This window comes from Enterobacter asburiae (genome assembly GCF_008080435.1).
GTDB classification, from domain to species: domain Bacteria; phylum Pseudomonadota; class Gammaproteobacteria; order Enterobacterales; family Enterobacteriaceae; genus Enterobacter; species Enterobacter asburiae_C.
Genome location: NZ_VRKN01000016.1, coordinates 24,478 through 41,274 on the forward strand (window position 1 = coordinate 24,478; position 16,797 = coordinate 41,274).

Here is a 16,797-nt window from a genome sequence, read left to right on the forward strand (position 1 = left end):
GATTACCCCTTGGCTGCGATCCGGAAGGCATTTTCCAGATCGGCAATTAAATCTTCAGAATCTTCAATACCGGTTGAGATCCGCAGCAGCGTCTCAGAAATCCCGGCGGCGGCACGTGCTTCGGGTGCCATACCTGCGTGCGTCATGGTCGCGGCGTGGGAGATTAAGCTTTCAACCCCACCTAAGGATTCCGCCAGCGTAAACAATGACAGCCCGCTCAGGAAGCGACGCAGCGTTTGCTCGTCACCGTCCAGTTCAAAACTTAACATCGCGCCAAACCCTTTCTGCTGACGCGCGGCAATCTCGTGCCCCTGATTTTCCGGCAGCGACGGGTGATAAAGCTTTTTCACCAGCGGCTGGTTTTTCAGGAAATCGACAATCGCCTGGGCATTGCGCTGCGCCATATCCATGCGCGGCGACAGCGTGCGGATGCCGCGCAACAGCAGATAGCTGTCGAAGGCACCCGCGGTGACGCCAATATTATTGGCCCACCATGCCAGTTCGGTGACAACGTCGGGATCTTTGGCAATCACCACGCCCGCTACCACATCAGAATGGCCGTTCAGATATTTAGTGCATGAATGCAATACCAGATCGGCACCCAGTGCGAGTGGGTTCTGAAGGGCCGGACTGAGGAACGTATTATCCACTACACTTATCGCTCCCGCATCCCTTGCGAGCTGACAAATTTTCGCAATATCGACAACGCGCAACAATGGATTGCTTGGACTTTCCACCAGAACCAGCTTTGGTTTCTCTGCCAGCGCCTGTTTCAGCGCCTGTTCGTCGTTTTGATCGACAAACAGTACGCGATAGCAGCCGCGTTTCGCCAGGCTATCAAACAGGCGATAGCTGCCGCCGTAGCAATCGTGCGGCGCAACCAGAAGGTCACCTGGTTTCAGGAACACCGTGGTCACCAGGTGAATGGCGGACATCCCTGTATTGGTTAATACTGCACCTGCGCCACCTTCCAGCTCGGCCAGCGCACGCTGGGTCACGTCACGCGTAGGGTTACCACGACGCGAATAATCATGCGCGCGGGGTTCATTAAATCCGGTGAAATTATAGGTACTGGAAAGATGAATCGGCGGGACAACGCAGCCGTACTGCTCGTCATCATTTAATCCGCTACGCACTGCAATAGTGGCCTGTTTACGCGTCATGGTGAGGGCTTCCTGGCGAATGAGGTGAAAAGTCAGGCATCAGAGTAAACATTGAAAGTATGGACGTCAATACATCTGGACATCTAAACTTCTTTGCGTATAGATTGAGCAATGCGCAAATAGCCGTTAAAATTATATGCTTTAGTGCACGCTGCAGTGGCAATATCCGTGCCACGGTATCGTCTCTACGGTAAACTAGGCAAGATTGCGGTTCAAAACGGGTGGTTACAGGTTTTGCACCTTTAGATAAATGACTGAGAGGATTAAAGGTATCTCATGGCTGAATGGAGCGGCGAATATATCAGCCCATACGCTGAGCACGGTAAGAAGAGTGAACAAGTAAAGAAAATTACGGTTTCTATTCCTCTGAAGGTGTTGAAGATCCTCACCGATGAACGTACGCGTCGTCAGGTGAACAACCTGCGCCACGCGACCAACAGCGAACTGCTGTGCGAAGCGTTCCTGCATGCGTTTACCGGTCAACCGTTGCCGAACGATGACGATCTGCGTAAAGAGCGCAGTGATGAAATCCCGGAAGAGGCGAAGGTGATCATGCGTGAACTGGGTATCGACCCGGAGACGTGGGAATACTGAAAAGCGGATACAAAAAAGGCACCTTGCGGTGCCTTTTTTTCGGGAAACTTATTTAGCGCCCGGGATGCTGAAACGCTTGTTGAAGCGGTCAACACGGCCACCGGTTGCAACATCACGCTGCTTACCAGTGTAGAACGGGTGGCATTTGCCGCACACGTCCAGGTTCAGATCGTGGCCCACGGTGGAGCGGATCTGGATAGAGTTACCGCAAGAACAGTTTGCAGTAATCATTTCGTATTTCGGGTGAATATCTTTTTTCATGGGAGAACCTCAGTTAAGGCCGCGTCGCTCTTCCAGCCCTAACGCCAGACACCACGCGATGTTGAATGTAATTTCTCTGGCGTAATATACACCAAAGGCGGCGAATCATACAGAATTTGACCAACGTATGCAAACTGATCCGCACGCCGCTTTTACTAATGTGTATACTAACGCGCCACTTTTCAAGTCAGGAAGATTCGATGCCCGTCGCTCACGTTGCCCTGCCCGTTCCGCTTCCCCGCACCTTTGACTATCTGCTGCCCGACAGCATGAGCGCCAAAGCGGGCTGTCGCGTGACCGTGCCGTTTGGCAAACAGCAGCGCGTGGGGATTGTCGTCTCCGTCAGCGATCAAAGCGAACTGCCGCTCAATGAACTCAAGTCAGTCGTTGAGGTGCTGGACAGCGAGCCGGTTTACTCCACCAGCACCTGGCGACTGCTGCTGTGGGCGGCGGATTATTATCATCATCCGATTGGCGACGTTCTGTTCCACGCTCTGCCGATTATACTGCGCCAGGGCAAGAGCGCCAGCCACGCACCAATGTGGTACTGGTTTGCTACCGAGCAGGGTCAGGCTGTGGACATTAACAGCCTCAAGCGCTCGCAGAAACAACAGCAGGCCCTGGCGGCGCTGCGTCAGGGGAAAATCTGGCGGCATCAGGTCGACGAACTTGAGGTCAGCGAAACGGCGCTACAGGCCTTAAGAAAGAAAGGGCTGAGCGAACTGGCCAGCGAAGCACCTGTCCTTTACGACTGGCGGGAGAGTTTCTCCGTGTCAGGGGATCGCCTGCGTCTGAATACCGAGCAAGCCACCGCCGTGGGCGCGATTCATAGTGCCTCCGATCATTTCTCTGCCTGGCTGCTGGCAGGGGTGACGGGTTCCGGCAAAACGGAGGTCTACCTGAGCGTGCTGGAAAATGTGCTCGCTCAGGGCAAACAGGCGCTGGTGATGGTGCCGGAAATTGGCCTGACGCCGCAGACCATCGCCCGATTCCGCGAACGCTTTAACGCGCCGGTTGAGGTGCTGCACTCCGGCCTGAACGACAGCGAGCGCCTCAGCGCCTGGCTAAAAGCCAAAAACGGCGAAGCGGCGATTGTGATCGGCACCCGCTCGTCGCTGTTTACGCCGTTTAAAAATCTTGGCGTCATCGTCATCGACGAAGAGCACGACAGCTCCTATAAACAGCAGGAAGGCTGGCGCTATCACGCCCGCGACTTAGCGGTATACCGCGCGCACAGCGAGCAAATCCCCATTATTCTGGGGTCGGCCACGCCAGCGCTCGAAACGCTGCACAACGTTCGCCAGCGTAAATACCACATGCTGCGCCTGACGCGTCGCGCGGGGAATGCCCGTCCGGCCATTCAGCACGTGCTGGATCTGAAAGGTCAGCAGGTGCAGGCCGGATTAGCGCCTGCATTGATTACCCGTATGCGCCAGCATTTGCAGGCGGGAAATCAGGTCATTCTGTTCCTCAACCGGCGCGGATTTGCCCCCGCCCTGCTGTGCCACGACTGCGGCTGGATTGCCGAGTGCCCGCGCTGCGACCATTACTACACCTTCCACCAGGCCCAGCGGCATTTGCGCTGCCACCACTGCGACAGCCAGCGCCCGGTGCCGCGCCAGTGTCCGTCATGTGGTTCCACGCATATCGTGCCGGTGGGGCTGGGAACGGAACAGCTGGAACAGGCGCTTGGCCCGTTCTTCCCTGACGTGCCTATTTCGCGTATCGACCGGGACACCACCAGCCGCAAAGGGGCGCTGGAGCAGCAGTTGGCGGAAGTGCATCGCGGCGGCGCGCGCATCCTGATTGGCACCCAGATGCTGGCCAAAGGCCACCACTTCCCGGACGTGACGCTGGTCGCCCTGCTGGACGTGGACGGCGCGCTGTTCTCGGCAGATTTCCGCTCTGCCGAGCGTTTTGCCCAACTTTATACGCAGGTGGCGGGGCGCGCCGGTCGCGCCGGTAAACAGGGCGAGGTGGTGCTGCAAACGCACCACCCTGAGCACCCGCTGCTGCAAACCCTCCTGCATAAAGGCTATGACGCCTTTGCCGAGCAGGCGCTGGCCGAACGCCAGACCATGCAGCTGCCGCCGTGGACCAGCCACGTCATCATCCGCGCGGAAGATCACAACAACCAACAGGCCCCTCTTTTCCTGCAGCAGCTGAGAAACCTCCTGCAGGCCAGCCCGCTGGTGGATAATCAGCTGTGGATTTTGGGCCCGGTGCCGGCACTCGCACCAAAACGCGGCGGACGTTTTCGCTGGCAAATTTTGCTCCAGCACCCCTCGCGTATTCGTCTTCAGCATATCGTCAGCGGCGCGCTGGTACTGATTAATACCCTGCCGGAAGCGCGAAAAGTGAAGTGGGTACTGGACGTCGATCCCATCGAAGGTTGAAGACGGATCGAAAAATTTAACGCTCCTCACACTTTTTATGAAAATTCTGTAACCGATTCCATTAACTATCTGTAAAAATGGTGATGTCAGAAGTTCGGTGTTCAGGCGAGGAGAAGACGTTGAAGTCCAGGAAAGAGGTTGCACCGGCGACCATGAAAGACGTTGCCCAGAAAGCACAAGTCTCTACGGCAACGGTATCCCGCGCATTAATGAACCCGGATAAAGTCTCCCAGGCGACCCGTAACCGGGTGGAGCAGGCTGCGCTTGAAGTGGGCTATTTCCCACAGGCGATGGGGCGTAACGTCAAACGCAATGAGTCGCGCACCATTCTGGTGATTGTGCCGGACATCTGCGATCCCTTCTTCAGCGAGATTATCCGCGGTATTGAAGTCACCGCAGCGGAACAGGGTTACCTGGTGCTGATTGGCGACTGCGCCCACCAGAACCAGCAGGAAAAAACCTTCATCGACCTCATTATCACCAAGCAGATCGACGGCATGCTGCTGCTTGGCTCTCGCCTGCCGTTTGATGCCAGCATTGAAGAGCAGCGTAATTTACCGCCGATGGTCATGGCCAACGAGTTTGCGCCAGAGCTGGAGCTGCCGACGGTCCATATTGATAACCTCACCGCCGCGTTCAACGCCGTAAATTATCTCCAGGAGCTGGGGCATAAGCGCATTGGTTGTATTGCCGGGCCGGAAGAGATGCCGCTGTGTCACTATCGCTTACAGGGCTACGTTCAGGCGCTGCGCCGTACCGGCGTCACCGTCGATCCGCACTACATTGCGCGCGGTGACTTTACCTTCGCCGCGGGTGGACAAGCGCTGGAGAAACTTCTGGACCTGCCTGAACCGCCAACCGCCGTATTTTGTCACAGCGACGTGATGGCGCTGGGCGCATTATCGTACGCCAAACGCCGCGGCCTGCGGATACCGAAAGATTTATCGATCATCGGATTCGATAATATTTCGCTTTCAGAATTTTGCGATCCGCCGCTCTCAACGGTCGCTCAGCCGCGTTATCAAATCGGCCGCGAAGCGATGCTGCTTTTGCTGGATCAGCTTCACGGTCAAACAGTTAGCAGCGGTTCGCGGTTGCTGGACTGCGAACTGATTGTCCGCGGAACTACCCAGGCATTGACTTAAAGTAAACGTCTTTCGGATACCCTTATCTGGTCAAAGCCCCGCCGCTTAAGTAACATGGCGGACTGACGAACGAATAAATACAGCGAAACGATAGTGGCACAACGAGATTATGTACGTCGCGGCCAGCCGGCACCTTCGCGACGCAAAAAGAGTAGCTCAAGGAAAAAGCAACGTAACCTGCCTGCTGTATCGCCAGCAATGGTCGCTATTGCTGCGGCTGTAGTCGTCGCCTTTATTGGTGGCCTGTACTTTATCACGCACCATAAAAAAGAAGAGTCTGAGGCGCTTCAGGCCAGTAAAGTTGCCGGAAATGGCCTTCCTCCGAAGCCTGAAGAGCGCTGGCGCTATATCAAAGAGCTGGAAAGCCGTCAGCCTGGGGTGCGTGCGCCAACCGAACCTTCTGCGGGCGGTGAAGTGCAGAATGCGAATCAGCTGACGGATGAACAGCGTCAGCTGCTGGCACAAATGCAGGCCGATATGCGCCAGCAGCCTACGCAGCTGAACGAAGTGCCGTGGAATGAGCAGACGCCGGCACAGCGCCAGCAAACGCTGCAGCGACGTCAGGCGCAACAGCAGATTCAGCAGCAACAGCAGCAGCAGTGGGCGCAAACCCAGCCGGTGCAGCAGCCGAAAGCACAGCCGCGGGTAACGGAACAGCCATACCAGCAGCAGACGCGTACGGTGCAGTCTCAACCGGTCCAACAGCAGCCGAAAACTCAGCCGCAGAAACAGGCGGCTCAGCCGTATCAGGATCTGCTCCAGACGCCAGCGCATACCACCGCGCAGCAGCCGAAAACGCAGCAGGCCGCGCCGGTCACCAAAGAGACCGAAGCGCCGAAGCAGACGGCAGAGAAAAAAGACGAACGCCGCTGGATGGTGCAGTGCGGTTCGTTCAAAGGCGCCGAGCAGGCGGAAACGGTACGCGCACAGCTGGCCTTTGAAGGGTTTGATTCACGTATTACCACCAACAATGGCTGGAACCGCGTGGTGATTGGTCCGGTTAAAGGCAAAGAAAATGCCGATGGCACCATTTCGCGTTTGAAAGTGGCCGGCCACACAAACTGCATTCGACTCGCCTCCGGGGGTTGAAACCCCCAAAATCCCCCCCATCTATCATTTAATTCAGCCCTGAGCACAGGCTCAGGGCTTCTGTTTCCCGATTCTGTAACCAGGGGGTCTGCTCGTGACAACAATAGTAAGTGTACGCCGTAACGGCCATGTGGTAATCGCCGGTGATGGCCAGGCCACGCTGGGTAATACCGTCATGAAAGGCAACGTGAAGAAAGTGCGCCGTCTCTACAACGACAAAGTGATCGCCGGTTTTGCAGGCGGCACGGCGGACGCCTTTACGCTGTTTGAACTGTTTGAACGCAAACTGGAAATGCACCAGGGTCATCTGGTGAAAGCTGCCGTTGAGCTGGCGAAAGACTGGCGTACCGACCGCATGCTGCGCAAGCTCGAAGCGCTGCTGGCCGTGGCCGATGAAACCGCCTCGCTGATCATCACCGGTAACGGTGACGTGATTCAGCCGGAAAATGACCTGATTGCCATCGGCTCTGGCGGCCCTTATGCCCAGGCTGCAGCCCGCGCGCTGTTGGAAAATACCGACATGAACGCGCGTGATATCGCGGTGAAGGCGTTGGATATTGCAGGTGATATCTGCATTTATACCAACCACAACCACACCATCGAAGAATTGACCTCCAAAGCGTAAGGATCTCCCATGTCTGAAATGACCCCACGCGAAATTGTCAGCGAACTGAACAAACATATTATCGGCCAGGATAACGCCAAGCGTTCGGTGGCTATCGCTCTGCGTAACCGCTGGCGTCGTATGCAGCTTGACGAAGAGCTGCGCCACGAAGTGACGCCGAAAAACATTCTGATGATCGGCCCGACCGGCGTCGGTAAAACTGAAATCGCCCGTCGTCTGGCGAAGCTGGCTAACGCACCGTTTATCAAAGTTGAAGCCACCAAGTTCACCGAAGTGGGCTATGTGGGTAAAGAAGTGGACTCCATCATCCGCGATCTGACCGACTCGGCGATCAAGATGGTGCGCGTCCAGGCGATCGAGAAAAACCGCTATCGCGCGGAAGAGATGGCTGAAGAGCGCATTCTCGACGTGCTGATCCCACCGGCAAAAAACAACTGGGGCCAGGCAGAGCAGCAGGCGGAACCTTCTGCGGCACGTCAGGCATTCCGCAAGAAACTGCGTGAAGGCCAGCTGGATGACAAAGAGATTGAGATCGATCTCGCTGCCGCGCCAATGGGTGTGGAAATCATGGCACCTCCGGGCATGGAAGAGATGACCAGCCAGCTGCAGTCTATGTTCCAGAACCTGGGCGGCCAGAAGCAGAAAGCACGTAAGCTGAAAATCAAAGACGCGATGAAGCTGCTGATTGAAGAAGAAGCGGCGAAGCTGGTGAACCCGGAAGAGCTGAAGCAGGACGCTATCGACGCGGTTGAGCAGCACGGGATCGTGTTTATCGACGAAATCGACAAGATCTGTAAGCGCGGCGGCAACAGCTCCGGCCCGGATGTGTCCCGCGAAGGCGTTCAGCGCGACCTGCTGCCGCTGGTTGAAGGCTGCACCGTCTCCACCAAGCACGGCATGGTGAAAACGGACCACATCCTGTTTATCGCTTCAGGCGCGTTCCAGGTTGCCAGCCCGTCGGATCTGATCCCCGAACTGCAGGGGCGTCTGCCTATCCGCGTTGAGCTGCAGGCGCTGACCACCGAAGATTTCGAGCGTATCCTGACCGAACCAAACGCCTCTGTGACCGTACAGTACAAAGCGCTGATGGCGACCGAAGGCGTGAATATCGAGTTCACCGAAGACGGTATCAAACGCATCGCCCAGGCCGCATGGCAGGTCAACGAAACCACCGAAAACATCGGTGCGCGTCGTCTGCACACCGTGCTGGAACGCCTGGTGGAAGATATCTCTTACGATGCGAGTGACCTTAACGGTCAAACCATTACCATTGACGCAGAATATGTGGGTAAACACCTGGATGCGTTAGTGGCAGATGAAGATCTGAGCCGTTTTATCCTATAATCGCGGTTACTGGATTCTCATCACGTTTAATGGGGGCTAATGCCCCCATTTTTATTGGCTAAATACTTATGACTGACATCAGCCGTACTCAGGCGTGGCTCGAAAGTCTGCGCCCTAAAACACTTCCTCTGGCCTTTGCCGCGATTATCGTCGGCACCGCCCTTGCCTGGTGGCAGGGTTATTTCGATCCGCTGGTCGCCGCGCTGGCATTGATTACCGCCGGCCTGCTACAAATCCTCTCCAATCTCGCCAACGACTACGGCGACGCGGTAAAAGGCAGCGACAAGCCGGACCGCATAGGGCCACTGCGCGGAATGCAGAAAGGGGTGATTACCCAGGCGCAGATGAAACGCGCGCTGATTATCACCGTGGTGCTGATCTGCGTATCCGGCCTGGCGCTGGTGACGGTGGCGTCTAATACCACCAGCGATTTCATTGGCTTCCTGGTGCTGGGGTTGTTGGCCATTATCGCGGCCATTACCTATACCGTCGGCACACGCCCTTACGGTTATATTGGGCTCGGGGATATCTCCGTACTGGTGTTCTTCGGCTGGCTGAGCGTGATGGGAAGCTGGTACCTGCAGGCGCATACGGTGATCCCTGCCCTGTTCCTGCCCGCGACCGCCTGCGGTCTGCTGGCGACGGCGGTCCTCAACATCAACAACCTGCGCGACATCGACAGCGATCGCGAGAACGGCAAAAACACCCTGGCGGTTCGTCTGGGGCCGGTCAATGCCCGCCGCTATCATGCCTGCCTGCTCATTGGCGCACTGGTTTGCCTGGCGCTGTTTAACCTGATTTCCCTGCAGAGCTTGTGGGGCTGGCTGTTTGTGCTTGCCGCGCCGCTGCTGATTAAGCAGGCCCGTTTTGTGATACGTGAACTCAGCCCGTCCGCCATGCCGCCGATGCTGGAACGCACGGTAAAAGGTGCATTGCTGACTAACCTGTTGTTCGTCATTGGGATTGTCCTGAGCCAGACGCTCAGTTAGCTGACAAATATCAATTAACAATTGATGATTTTGCCAACAACGCGTTTCGCACGATATACTGAACACATTCGCAGCAACTGAGCGTTAAACCTATGAAATACGATACCTCCGAGCTTTGTGACATCTACCAGGAAGATGTCAACGTCGTTGAACCGCTGTTCTCCAACTTTGGTGGACGGCCGTCGTTTGGCGGTCAAATCGTCACGGTGAAATGTTTCGAGGATAACGGGTTGCTGTACGATCTGCTCGAACAGAACGGTCGTGGCCGCGTTCTTGTGGTCGACGGCGGCGGTTCCGTACGCCGTGCATTAATTGATGCTGAACTGGCCGGGATTGCCGTCCAGAATGAGTGGGAAGGGATTGTGGTGTACGGTTCCGTGCGTCAGGTGGACGATCTTGAAGACCTGGATATCGGGATTCAGGCCATCGCGGCCATACCGGTAGGGGCGGCGGGTGACGGCATCGGCGAAAGCGACGTGCGCGTTAATTTCGGCGGCGTGACCTTCTTCTCCGGGGACCATCTCTACGCCGATAATACCGGCATTATCCTTTCCGAAGATCCGCTGGATATCGAGTAGTAAAACCGTAAGCGTGAACCATAAAAAAACCGCCAACAGCAATGTGGCGGTTTTTTTGTCCCTCGGGATTCGCGGTCCGTTGGGAAGTTTTGCAACCTTTAACCAGGATTTTTATCTTACCCTGGTTCAAACCTCAGGTAACCCCATCAACCCTTTATAAATTCCTAATTATCTATGAAAACCTTAACTACGCTGCTGTTGCTCATTATGATGCTGCGTCCATTTCCGCCATTTCGCAAATGGGCATCGGTCCTGGGAAAGGTGTACTCACAACCGTAAAGCAGCCTTTAACCAGGCTTGTGTCCACCGACTTATCACCGGTGGTGAACGGTGGAGCGGTGTTCGTTGCTTTTGCTATGACAGCGCAGGACAAGTAGCGTTAAGGCCGCCTCTGGCGGCCTTTTTTATAACTGGCATAAAAAAAGCCGGGTGGCGGCTTCGCCTTACCCGGCCTGGTCAGTTCATCCCAATGGGAATCAAACTTCTTCCATACGTCCCAGCAGCGCCTGCAGGCGATCCTGCCAGCCGTTCTGCTGTTCGCGCAGCTGGTTGTTTTCGCGCTCCAGTTCTTCGCGGCCGTGCTGAGCGTTCTGAACTTCCTGCGCCAGGCTGTTGTTCTTCTCTTTCAGCTCTTCAATTTCCATCTGCAGCAGGGTGATGGTGTCAATCGCCTGCTGTACTTTCGATTCCAGTTTCTCAAACACTTCTAAAGACATGATGCTACCTCTCCTGAATTGCAAGGCGACGCTTTAACATAAACGCGCACGACATATACCGTCGATTGTATGGAGCGCGGCGCTCTGTGTCCAGCGACACACCGCGCAGATCGCGGTTTGCAACACTTTTAGGTCTGGTCCTGGTGCGTTCGCGTCACATACCCCTAAATTGTTAACTGATTCGTTAATGAAATGATTCAGCTCACATTCCTGTACTGATGTAAAAATGTGCTTTATGGCGCGAAAACGCTCATTTTATTGACGCAGACCACACATTTTGATTTCGATATTTCTCGTTTTTGCTCGTTAACGATAAATTAACACTATGTCTACAGGGCATCGTGGCTGTCACGGGCGGTCATGCTAACAATAAACATCAATTTCTTCAGGATTCCGATTATGAGTCAGACATCAACCTTAAAAGGCCAGTGCATTGCCGAGTTCCTTGGTACCGGGTTGTTGATATTCTTCGGAGTGGGCTGTGTCGCTGCACTGAAAGTGGCGGGTGCCAGTTTTGGTCAGTGGGAAATCAGTATCATCTGGGGTCTGGGCGTGGCGATGGCCATCTACCTGACTGCAGGGGTTTCCGGTGCACATCTTAACCCGGCGGTGACAATCGCACTGTGGCTGTTCGCGTGCTTCGACGGACGCAAAGTTGTTCCTTTCATTCTTTCTCAGTTTGCCGGCGCGTTTTGCGCAGCGGCGTTAGTTTACGGGCTTTATTACAATCTTTTCATCGACTTCGAACAGACGCATCATATGGTACGCGGCAGCGTCGAAAGTCTGGATCTGGCAGGCATCTTCTCAACCTACCCTAACCCGCATATCAATTTTGTGCAGGCGTTCGCAGTTGAAATGGTGATTACCGCTATTCTGATGGGCGTTATCCTGGCGCTGACCGACGACGGAAACGGCATTCCGCGCGGCCCGCTGGCCCCCCTGCTGATTGGTTTGCTGATTGCGGTGATTGGCGCATCCATGGGCCCGCTGACCGGATTCGCGATGAACCCGGCACGTGACATCGGACCAAAAGCCTTCGCCTTTATCGCAGGCTGGGGCGACGTCGCCTTCACCGGTGGCAAAGACATTCCTTACTTCCTGGTACCGCTGTTTGCGCCAGTTGTCGGGGCTGCGCTGGGTGCGTTTAGCTACCGCAAATTAATTGGTCGCCACTTACCGTGCGACACCTGTGTGGAAGAGGAGAAGGAAACGACTTCTACCGCACAACAAAAAGCTTCGCTGTAATCTGACTACGGGACACATACCATGACCGAAAAAAAATATATCGTTGCGCTCGACCAGGGCACTACCAGCTCCCGCGCTGTCGTAATGGATCATGACGCGAACATCGTCAGCGTGTCACAGCGCGAATTTGAGCAAATTTATCCTCGTCCAGGCTGGGTGGAGCACGACCCGATGGAGATTTGGGCATCACAGAGCTCCACGCTGGTCGAAGTGCTGGCGAAAGCCGATATCAGTTCCGACGAAATTGCCGCCATCGGTATTACCAACCAGCGTGAGACCACTGTCGTCTGGGAGCGCGAAACCGGTAAGCCTATTTACAACGCCATTGTCTGGCAGTGCCGCCGTACCGCAGAAATCTGCGAAAAGCTGAAACGCGACGGAATGGAAGATTACATCCGTAGCGCAACCGGCCTGGTGATTGACCCGTATTTCTCCGGCACCAAAGTGAAATGGATCCTCGACCACGTGGAAGGTTCACGCGAGCGTGCTAAACGCGGCGAGCTGCTGTTCGGTACCGTCGATACCTGGCTTATCTGGAAAATGACCCAGGGACGCGTTCACGTCACCGACTACACCAACGCCTCGCGTACCATGCTGTTCAATATCAACACCCTGGAGTGGGATGACAAGATGCTGGACGCGCTGGACATTCCGCGCGCGATGCTGCCTGAAGTGCGTAAGTCTTCAGAAGTGTACGGTCAGACCAACATCGGCGGTAAAGGCGGTACTCGTATTCCTATCGCCGGTATCGCCGGTGACCAGCAGGCGGCGCTGTTCGGCCAGCTGTGCGTCAAAGAAGGGATGGCGAAGAACACCTACGGCACCGGCTGCTTTATGCTGATGAACACCGGCGAGAAAGCGGTGAAATCAGAAAACGGTCTGCTGACCACCATCGCCTGCGGCCCGCGCGGCGAAGTGAACTATGCGCTGGAAGGTGCGGTGTTTATGGCCGGCGCGTCTATCCAGTGGCTGCGCGACGAGATGAAGCTGATCAGCGATGCGTTCGATTCCGAGTACTTCGCGACCAAAGTGAAAGACACCAACGGCGTGTACGTGGTGCCTGCGTTCACCGGTCTGGGCGCACCGTACTGGGATCCGTATGCACGCGGTGCGATTTTCGGTCTGACGCGCGGTGTGAACTCTAACCACATCATTCGCGCCACCCTGGAATCCATCGCCTACCAGACGCGCGACGTGCTGGAAGCGATGCAGGCTGACTCCGGCATTCGTCTGCATGCCCTGCGCGTGGACGGCGGTGCGGTAGCGAATAACTTCCTGATGCAGTTCCAGTCCGATATTCTGGGCACCCGCGTTGAGCGCCCTGAAGTGCGTGAAGTGACGGCGCTGGGCGCAGCGTACCTTGCCGGTCTGGCGGTAGGCTTCTGGCAGAACCTGGACGAGCTGCAGGAAAAAGCAGTTATTGAACGCGAATTCCGCCCAGGCATCGAAACCACCGAGCGTAACTTCCGCTACAGCGGCTGGAAAAAAGCGGTGAAACGCGCCCTGGCGTGGGAAGATCACGAAGAGTAATTGTCCTTAATCCCCTCTCCCCTGGGGAGAGGGTTAGGGTGAGGGGCTCCGACTGCACCGGTCCCCTCACCCCTCCCCACTCTGTGATAAACTTCGTGCAATTCCTTTTGATTGCACGAGTACCTCATGAAACGTGAACTTGCTATCGAGTTTTCCCGCGTCACCGAAGCAGCTGCCCTCGCAGGATATAAATGGCTGGGCCGTGGCGACAAAAATACCGCAGACGGTGCCGCCGTCCATGCCATGCGCATTGTGCTTAACCAGGTCAACATCGACGGCACAATCGTGATCGGCGAAGGCGAAATCGACGAAGCGCCAATGCTCTATATCGGTGAAAAAGTCGGTACCGGCAAAGGCGATGCAGTGGATATCGCCGTTGACCCAATCGAAGGCACCCGCATGACGGCGATGGGTCAGGCCAATGCCTTAGCGGTGCTGGCCGTGGGCGATAAGGGCTGCTTCCTCAACGCGCCGGATATGTACATGGAAAAGCTGATTGTCGGTCCTGGCGCGAAAGGCGCAATCGACCTGAGCCTGCCGCTGGAAGAGAACCTGCGCAACATCGCCAAAGCCCTGGGCAAGGCCCTTAGCGAACTCACCGTGACTATTCTGGCAAAACCGCGCCACGACGCTACCATCGCGCAGATGCAAAAGCTCGGCGTGCGCGTGTTTGCTATCCCTGACGGTGACGTTGCCGCCTCGATCCTGACCTGCATGCCGGACAGCGAAGTGGACGTGCTGTACGGCATCGGCGGCGCGCCGGAAGGTGTAGTTTCCGCGGCAGTGATCCGCGCGCTGGATGGCGATATGCAGGCCCGTCTGCTGCCCCGCCATGAGGTGAAAGGCGACAGCGAAGAGAACCGTCGTATCGGGGAAAACGAGCTGGCACGCTGCGAAGCGATGGGCATCGAGGCCAATAAAGTGCTGGCTCTGGACGAGATGGCGCGTAGCGATAATGTTATCTTCTCGGCGACCGGCATCACCAAAGGCGATCTGCTGGACGGCATCACCCGCAAGGGTAATATGGCCACCACTGAAACGCTGCTGATCCGCGGTAAATCACGCACCATTCGCCGCATTCAGTCTATCCACTATCTCGACCGCAAAGACCCGGACGTGCAGACGCATATTCTGTAAAACCGTTTGATCGATAGAGCTTTCCGGCCCTGACGGGCTGGAAATTGTCACCACAAGTACGGAAGATAGAACAGAGAAACAGCACAGGAGAAGATCATGGCGGACTGGGTAACAGGTAAAGTCACAAAGGTACAGTTCTGGACCGATGCGCTATTTAGTCTCACCGTACATGCTCCCGTCCACCCGTTTAAAGCCGGGCAATTTGCGAAGCTGGGACTGGATGTCGACGGCGAGCGCGTGCAGCGCGCCTACTCTTACGTTAACGCACCTGATAACCCGGATCTCGAGTTCTATCTGGTCACCGTTCCTGACGGTAAGCTCAGCCCGCGCCTTGCCGCCCTAAAGCCCGGCGACGACGTGCAAATTGTGAGTGAAGCGGCAGGCTTCTTTGTGCTCGAAGAGATCCCTGATTGTGACACGCTCTGGATGCTGGCAACCGGTACGGCCATCGGCCCTTATCTCTCTATTTTGCAGTACGGCAAAGATCTGGAGCGCTTTAAAAACATCGTGCTGGTGCACGCTGCGCGCTACGCTGCAGACCTGAGCTATTTGCCGCAGATGCAGGCGCTGGAACAGCAGTACGGCGGGAAATTAAAGATTCAGACGGTGGTCAGCCGCGAAACCATAGCAGGAACGCTTACCGGTCGCGTACCGGCGCTTATTGAGAGTGGCGCTCTGGAAGAGGCAGTAGGTTTGCCGTTGAACGCTGAAACCAGCCACGTCATGCTGTGTGGCAACCCGCAGATGGTGCGCGACACGCAGCAGCTTCTGAAGGATACCCGGCAGATGACGAAACATCTTCGCCGCCGACCGGGCCATATGACCGCCGAACACTACTGGTGATCAGCGGTATTTCACCTCAACGGTATCTTTACCGTATTTATTCTCGCTCTGGGTGCCGATAAACGCGCCCAGATCGACAATCATCATCACGAAGATGATCGATGGCAGCAGCCTGCCCACGACCCACGGCAGGATAGACGGCAGCATCGCCCAGTTCCCCGCCACCAGCATCCACGCCAGAATAATCAGAAATGCCCACGCACCGGAACGGCCGCGATCGTGCAGCCGTTTTACGACAACAGCCGCCGTAGGCCATAGCAGGCAGACCAGCGCGAAGGCCGCCGTTTGCGTGCTCAGCCAGGCATTGTAAGCAACGAAAAACAGAAGCAGCATGGCGACAATCCACGTCACCATCCAGATCCAGAAATCACGGCGTCCAATACGCCCTTTGAACGAAAACAGCCACTGCTGTATGGTCATGTAAGGTTCCTTATTATCGTATAGCGCGCATTTTACCCTGGAGTTGTGACCTTTTGACAAGCCGACCAGATATCGTTTTAATCATGAGCACTTACGGCCAGGGGCAATGTTGATGAAAAGTTCGGCACGTTCTCTCTTCCTGTGTTTAGCGCTGCTCAGCGTGGGTTATCCCCTGCACGCCGCCGAAACCACTGCCCCGACCACAGCACCGTATCTGCTGGCGGGCGCACCGTCGTTCGATCAGTCCATCAGCCAGTTTCGTGAAACCTTCAATCAGGCCAACCCCACGCTGCCGCTGGATGAGTTTCGCGCCATTGATGGCTCCCGCGATACCCCTGCACTGACCCGTGCGGCAAGCAAGATTAACGAGAATTTGTATGCCTCTACGGCGCTGGAACGCGGTACGTTAAAAATCAAAAGCATGCAAATCACCTGGCTGCCGATACAAGGGCCAGAGCAGAAAGCCGCTAAGGCGAAAGCGCTGGAGTACATGAGCGCGGTATTGCAGGCCTTTACCCCTGCGCTGACGAAAAAGCAAAGTCAGCAAAAGCTGCAAAAACTCCTTACCGCCGGGAAAAACAAGCGTTACTACGCCGATACCGAAGGCGCGATCCGCTATGTTGTGGCGGACAACGGCGAAAAAGGACTGACCTTCGCAGTTGAACCGATTAAGCTGGCACTATCTGACACTCTCGGCGGGGCGAATTAATGACAAAAAGCAA

General features: G+C 55.9%; 17 protein-coding genes. 13 read left to right on the plus strand and 4 right to left on the minus strand.

Translation table 11 applies throughout. The annotated features are described in order from the left end of the window. Positions 1-2 precede the first annotated feature (2 nt). Positions 3-1,163 (minus strand): cystathionine gamma-synthase, encoded by a 1,161-nt coding sequence (gene metB, locus FU672_RS20645; RefSeq protein WP_148244637.1) that lies wholly within the window; start codon positions 1,161-1,163, stop codon positions 3-5. A gap of 276 nt (positions 1,164-1,439) precedes the next feature. Here metB and metJ point away from each other — a divergent pair, with 276 nt between their 5' ends. Continuing rightward, positions 1,440-1,757, plus strand: coding sequence for a met regulon transcriptional regulator MetJ (gene metJ / locus FU672_RS20655; protein WP_003862042.1), 318 nt, complete (start codon positions 1,440-1,442; stop codon positions 1,755-1,757). A gap of 48 nt (positions 1,758-1,805) precedes the next feature. Here the strand turns inward: metJ and rpmE are convergent, their stop codons facing one another. Beyond that, positions 1,806-2,018, minus strand: a complete 213-nt coding sequence (gene rpmE, locus FU672_RS20660; RefSeq protein ID WP_003862040.1) for a 50S ribosomal protein L31 — start codon at positions 2,016-2,018, stop codon at positions 1,806-1,808. Between the two features lie 200 nt (positions 2,019-2,218). Between rpmE and priA the strand changes: the two genes are divergently transcribed. The 7 genes from priA to rraA all read left to right on the plus strand — a co-directional run bounded on the left by priA (position 2,219) and on the right by rraA (position 10,184). After that, positions 2,219-4,414 carry a primosomal protein N' gene (gene priA / locus FU672_RS20665; RefSeq protein WP_148244639.1) on the plus strand — a complete coding sequence of 732 codons (2,196 nt, stop codon included), beginning with the start codon at positions 2,219-2,221 and terminating at the stop codon, positions 4,412-4,414. Positions 4,415-4,533: 119 nt separating this feature from the next. Then, entirely contained in the window at positions 4,534-5,559 is a 1,026-nt protein-coding gene (cytR, locus tag FU672_RS20670) for a DNA-binding transcriptional regulator CytR (RefSeq protein ID WP_023309683.1), read from the plus strand. A gap of 93 nt (positions 5,560-5,652) precedes the next feature. Continuing rightward, positions 5,653-6,648 carry a cell division protein FtsN gene (gene ftsN / locus FU672_RS20675; RefSeq protein WP_148244640.1) on the plus strand — a complete coding sequence of 332 codons (996 nt, stop codon included), beginning with the start codon at positions 5,653-5,655 and terminating at the stop codon, positions 6,646-6,648. A 94-nt stretch (positions 6,649-6,742) separates the two neighbouring features. Next, on the plus strand, positions 6,743-7,273 hold the full coding sequence (hslV, locus tag FU672_RS20680; protein WP_008501802.1) for an ATP-dependent protease subunit HslV: 531 nt from the start codon (positions 6,743-6,745) through the stop codon (positions 7,271-7,273). Between the two features lie 9 nt (positions 7,274-7,282). Then, positions 7,283-8,617, plus strand: a complete 1,335-nt coding sequence (hslU, locus tag FU672_RS20685; protein ID WP_148244641.1) for an ATP-dependent protease ATPase subunit HslU — start codon at positions 7,283-7,285, stop codon at positions 8,615-8,617. A 68-nt stretch (positions 8,618-8,685) separates the two neighbouring features. Further along, positions 8,686-9,606 (plus strand): 1,4-dihydroxy-2-naphthoate polyprenyltransferase, encoded by a 921-nt coding sequence (menA, locus tag FU672_RS20690; protein ID WP_148244642.1) that lies wholly within the window; start codon positions 8,686-8,688, stop codon positions 9,604-9,606. A gap of 92 nt (positions 9,607-9,698) precedes the next feature. After that, the gene (gene rraA, locus FU672_RS20695; protein WP_148244643.1) at positions 9,699-10,184 is read left to right on the plus strand and encodes a ribonuclease E activity regulator RraA; all 486 of its coding nucleotides are present in this window, start codon (positions 9,699-9,701) and stop codon (positions 10,182-10,184) included. A 476-nt stretch (positions 10,185-10,660) separates the two neighbouring features. Here rraA and zapB read toward each other — a convergent pair whose 3' ends face one another. Next, complete coding sequence (gene zapB, locus FU672_RS20705) at positions 10,661-10,900, minus strand: septal ring assembly protein ZapB (RefSeq protein WP_010436935.1); 240 nt, start codon at positions 10,898-10,900, stop codon at positions 10,661-10,663. 399 nt (positions 10,901-11,299) lie between these two features. On the opposite strand from zapB, the gene FU672_RS20710 reads away from it, so the two are divergent. From FU672_RS20710 to fpr, 4 genes are all read left to right on the plus strand, one after another. Beyond that, positions 11,300-12,145 (plus strand): MIP/aquaporin family protein, encoded by an 846-nt coding sequence (locus tag FU672_RS20710; RefSeq protein ID WP_014885705.1) that lies wholly within the window; start codon positions 11,300-11,302, stop codon positions 12,143-12,145. Between the two features lie 21 nt (positions 12,146-12,166). Further along, complete coding sequence (gene glpK / locus FU672_RS20715) at positions 12,167-13,675, plus strand: glycerol kinase GlpK (protein ID WP_148244645.1); 1,509 nt, start codon at positions 12,167-12,169, stop codon at positions 13,673-13,675. A gap of 126 nt (positions 13,676-13,801) precedes the next feature. Further along, a complete protein-coding gene (gene glpX / locus FU672_RS20720; protein WP_148244646.1) occupies positions 13,802-14,812 on the plus strand; it encodes a class II fructose-bisphosphatase in 1,011 nt (336 codons plus the stop codon). 96 nt (positions 14,813-14,908) lie between these two features. Next, positions 14,909-15,655 carry a ferredoxin--NADP(+) reductase gene (gene fpr, locus FU672_RS20725; protein WP_148244647.1) on the plus strand — a complete coding sequence of 249 codons (747 nt, stop codon included), beginning with the start codon at positions 14,909-14,911 and terminating at the stop codon, positions 15,653-15,655. Here fpr and FU672_RS20730 read toward each other — a convergent pair whose 3' ends face one another. Continuing rightward, a complete protein-coding gene (locus tag FU672_RS20730; protein WP_148244648.1) occupies positions 15,656-16,075 on the minus strand; it encodes a DUF805 domain-containing protein in 420 nt (139 codons plus the stop codon). Positions 16,076-16,187: 112 nt separating this feature from the next. Here FU672_RS20730 and FU672_RS20735 point away from each other — a divergent pair, with 112 nt between their 5' ends. Continuing rightward, the gene (locus tag FU672_RS20735; protein WP_148244649.1) at positions 16,188-16,784 is read left to right on the plus strand and encodes a DUF1454 family protein; all 597 of its coding nucleotides are present in this window, start codon (positions 16,188-16,190) and stop codon (positions 16,782-16,784) included. Positions 16,785-16,797 lie beyond the last annotated feature (13 nt).

Bases quoted from the DNA above. Each gene is read 5' to 3' on its own strand.
- FU672_RS20730 (WP_148244648.1), bottom strand. From the start codon at position 16,075: ATGACCATACAGCAGTGGCTGTTTTCGTTCAAAGGGCGTATTGGACGC.
- zapB (WP_010436935.1), bottom strand. From the start codon at position 10,900: ATGTCTTTAGAAGTGTTTGAGAAACTGGAATCGAAAGTACAGCAGGCG.
- glpX (WP_148244646.1), top strand. From the start codon at position 13,802: ATGAAACGTGAACTTGCTATCGAGTTTTCCCGCGTCACCGAAGCAGCT.
- hslU (WP_148244641.1), top strand. From the start codon at position 7,283: ATGTCTGAAATGACCCCACGCGAAATTGTCAGCGAACTGAACAAACAT.
- metJ (WP_003862042.1), top strand. From the start codon at position 1,440: ATGGCTGAATGGAGCGGCGAATATATCAGCCCATACGCTGAGCACGGT.
- fpr (WP_148244647.1), top strand. From the start codon at position 14,909: ATGGCGGACTGGGTAACAGGTAAAGTCACAAAGGTACAGTTCTGGACC.
- FU672_RS20735 (WP_148244649.1), top strand. From the start codon at position 16,188: ATGAAAAGTTCGGCACGTTCTCTCTTCCTGTGTTTAGCGCTGCTCAGC.
- menA (WP_148244642.1), top strand. From the start codon at position 8,686: ATGACTGACATCAGCCGTACTCAGGCGTGGCTCGAAAGTCTGCGCCCT.
- glpK (WP_148244645.1), top strand. From the start codon at position 12,167: ATGACCGAAAAAAAATATATCGTTGCGCTCGACCAGGGCACTACCAGC.
- rpmE (WP_003862040.1), bottom strand. From the start codon at position 2,018: ATGAAAAAAGATATTCACCCGAAATACGAAATGATTACTGCAAACTGT.
- metB (WP_148244637.1), bottom strand. From the start codon at position 1,163: ATGACGCGTAAACAGGCCACTATTGCAGTGCGTAGCGGATTAAATGAT.
- FU672_RS20710 (WP_014885705.1), top strand. From the start codon at position 11,300: ATGAGTCAGACATCAACCTTAAAAGGCCAGTGCATTGCCGAGTTCCTT.
- priA (WP_148244639.1), top strand. From the start codon at position 2,219: ATGCCCGTCGCTCACGTTGCCCTGCCCGTTCCGCTTCCCCGCACCTTT.
- rraA (WP_148244643.1), top strand. From the start codon at position 9,699: ATGAAATACGATACCTCCGAGCTTTGTGACATCTACCAGGAAGATGTC.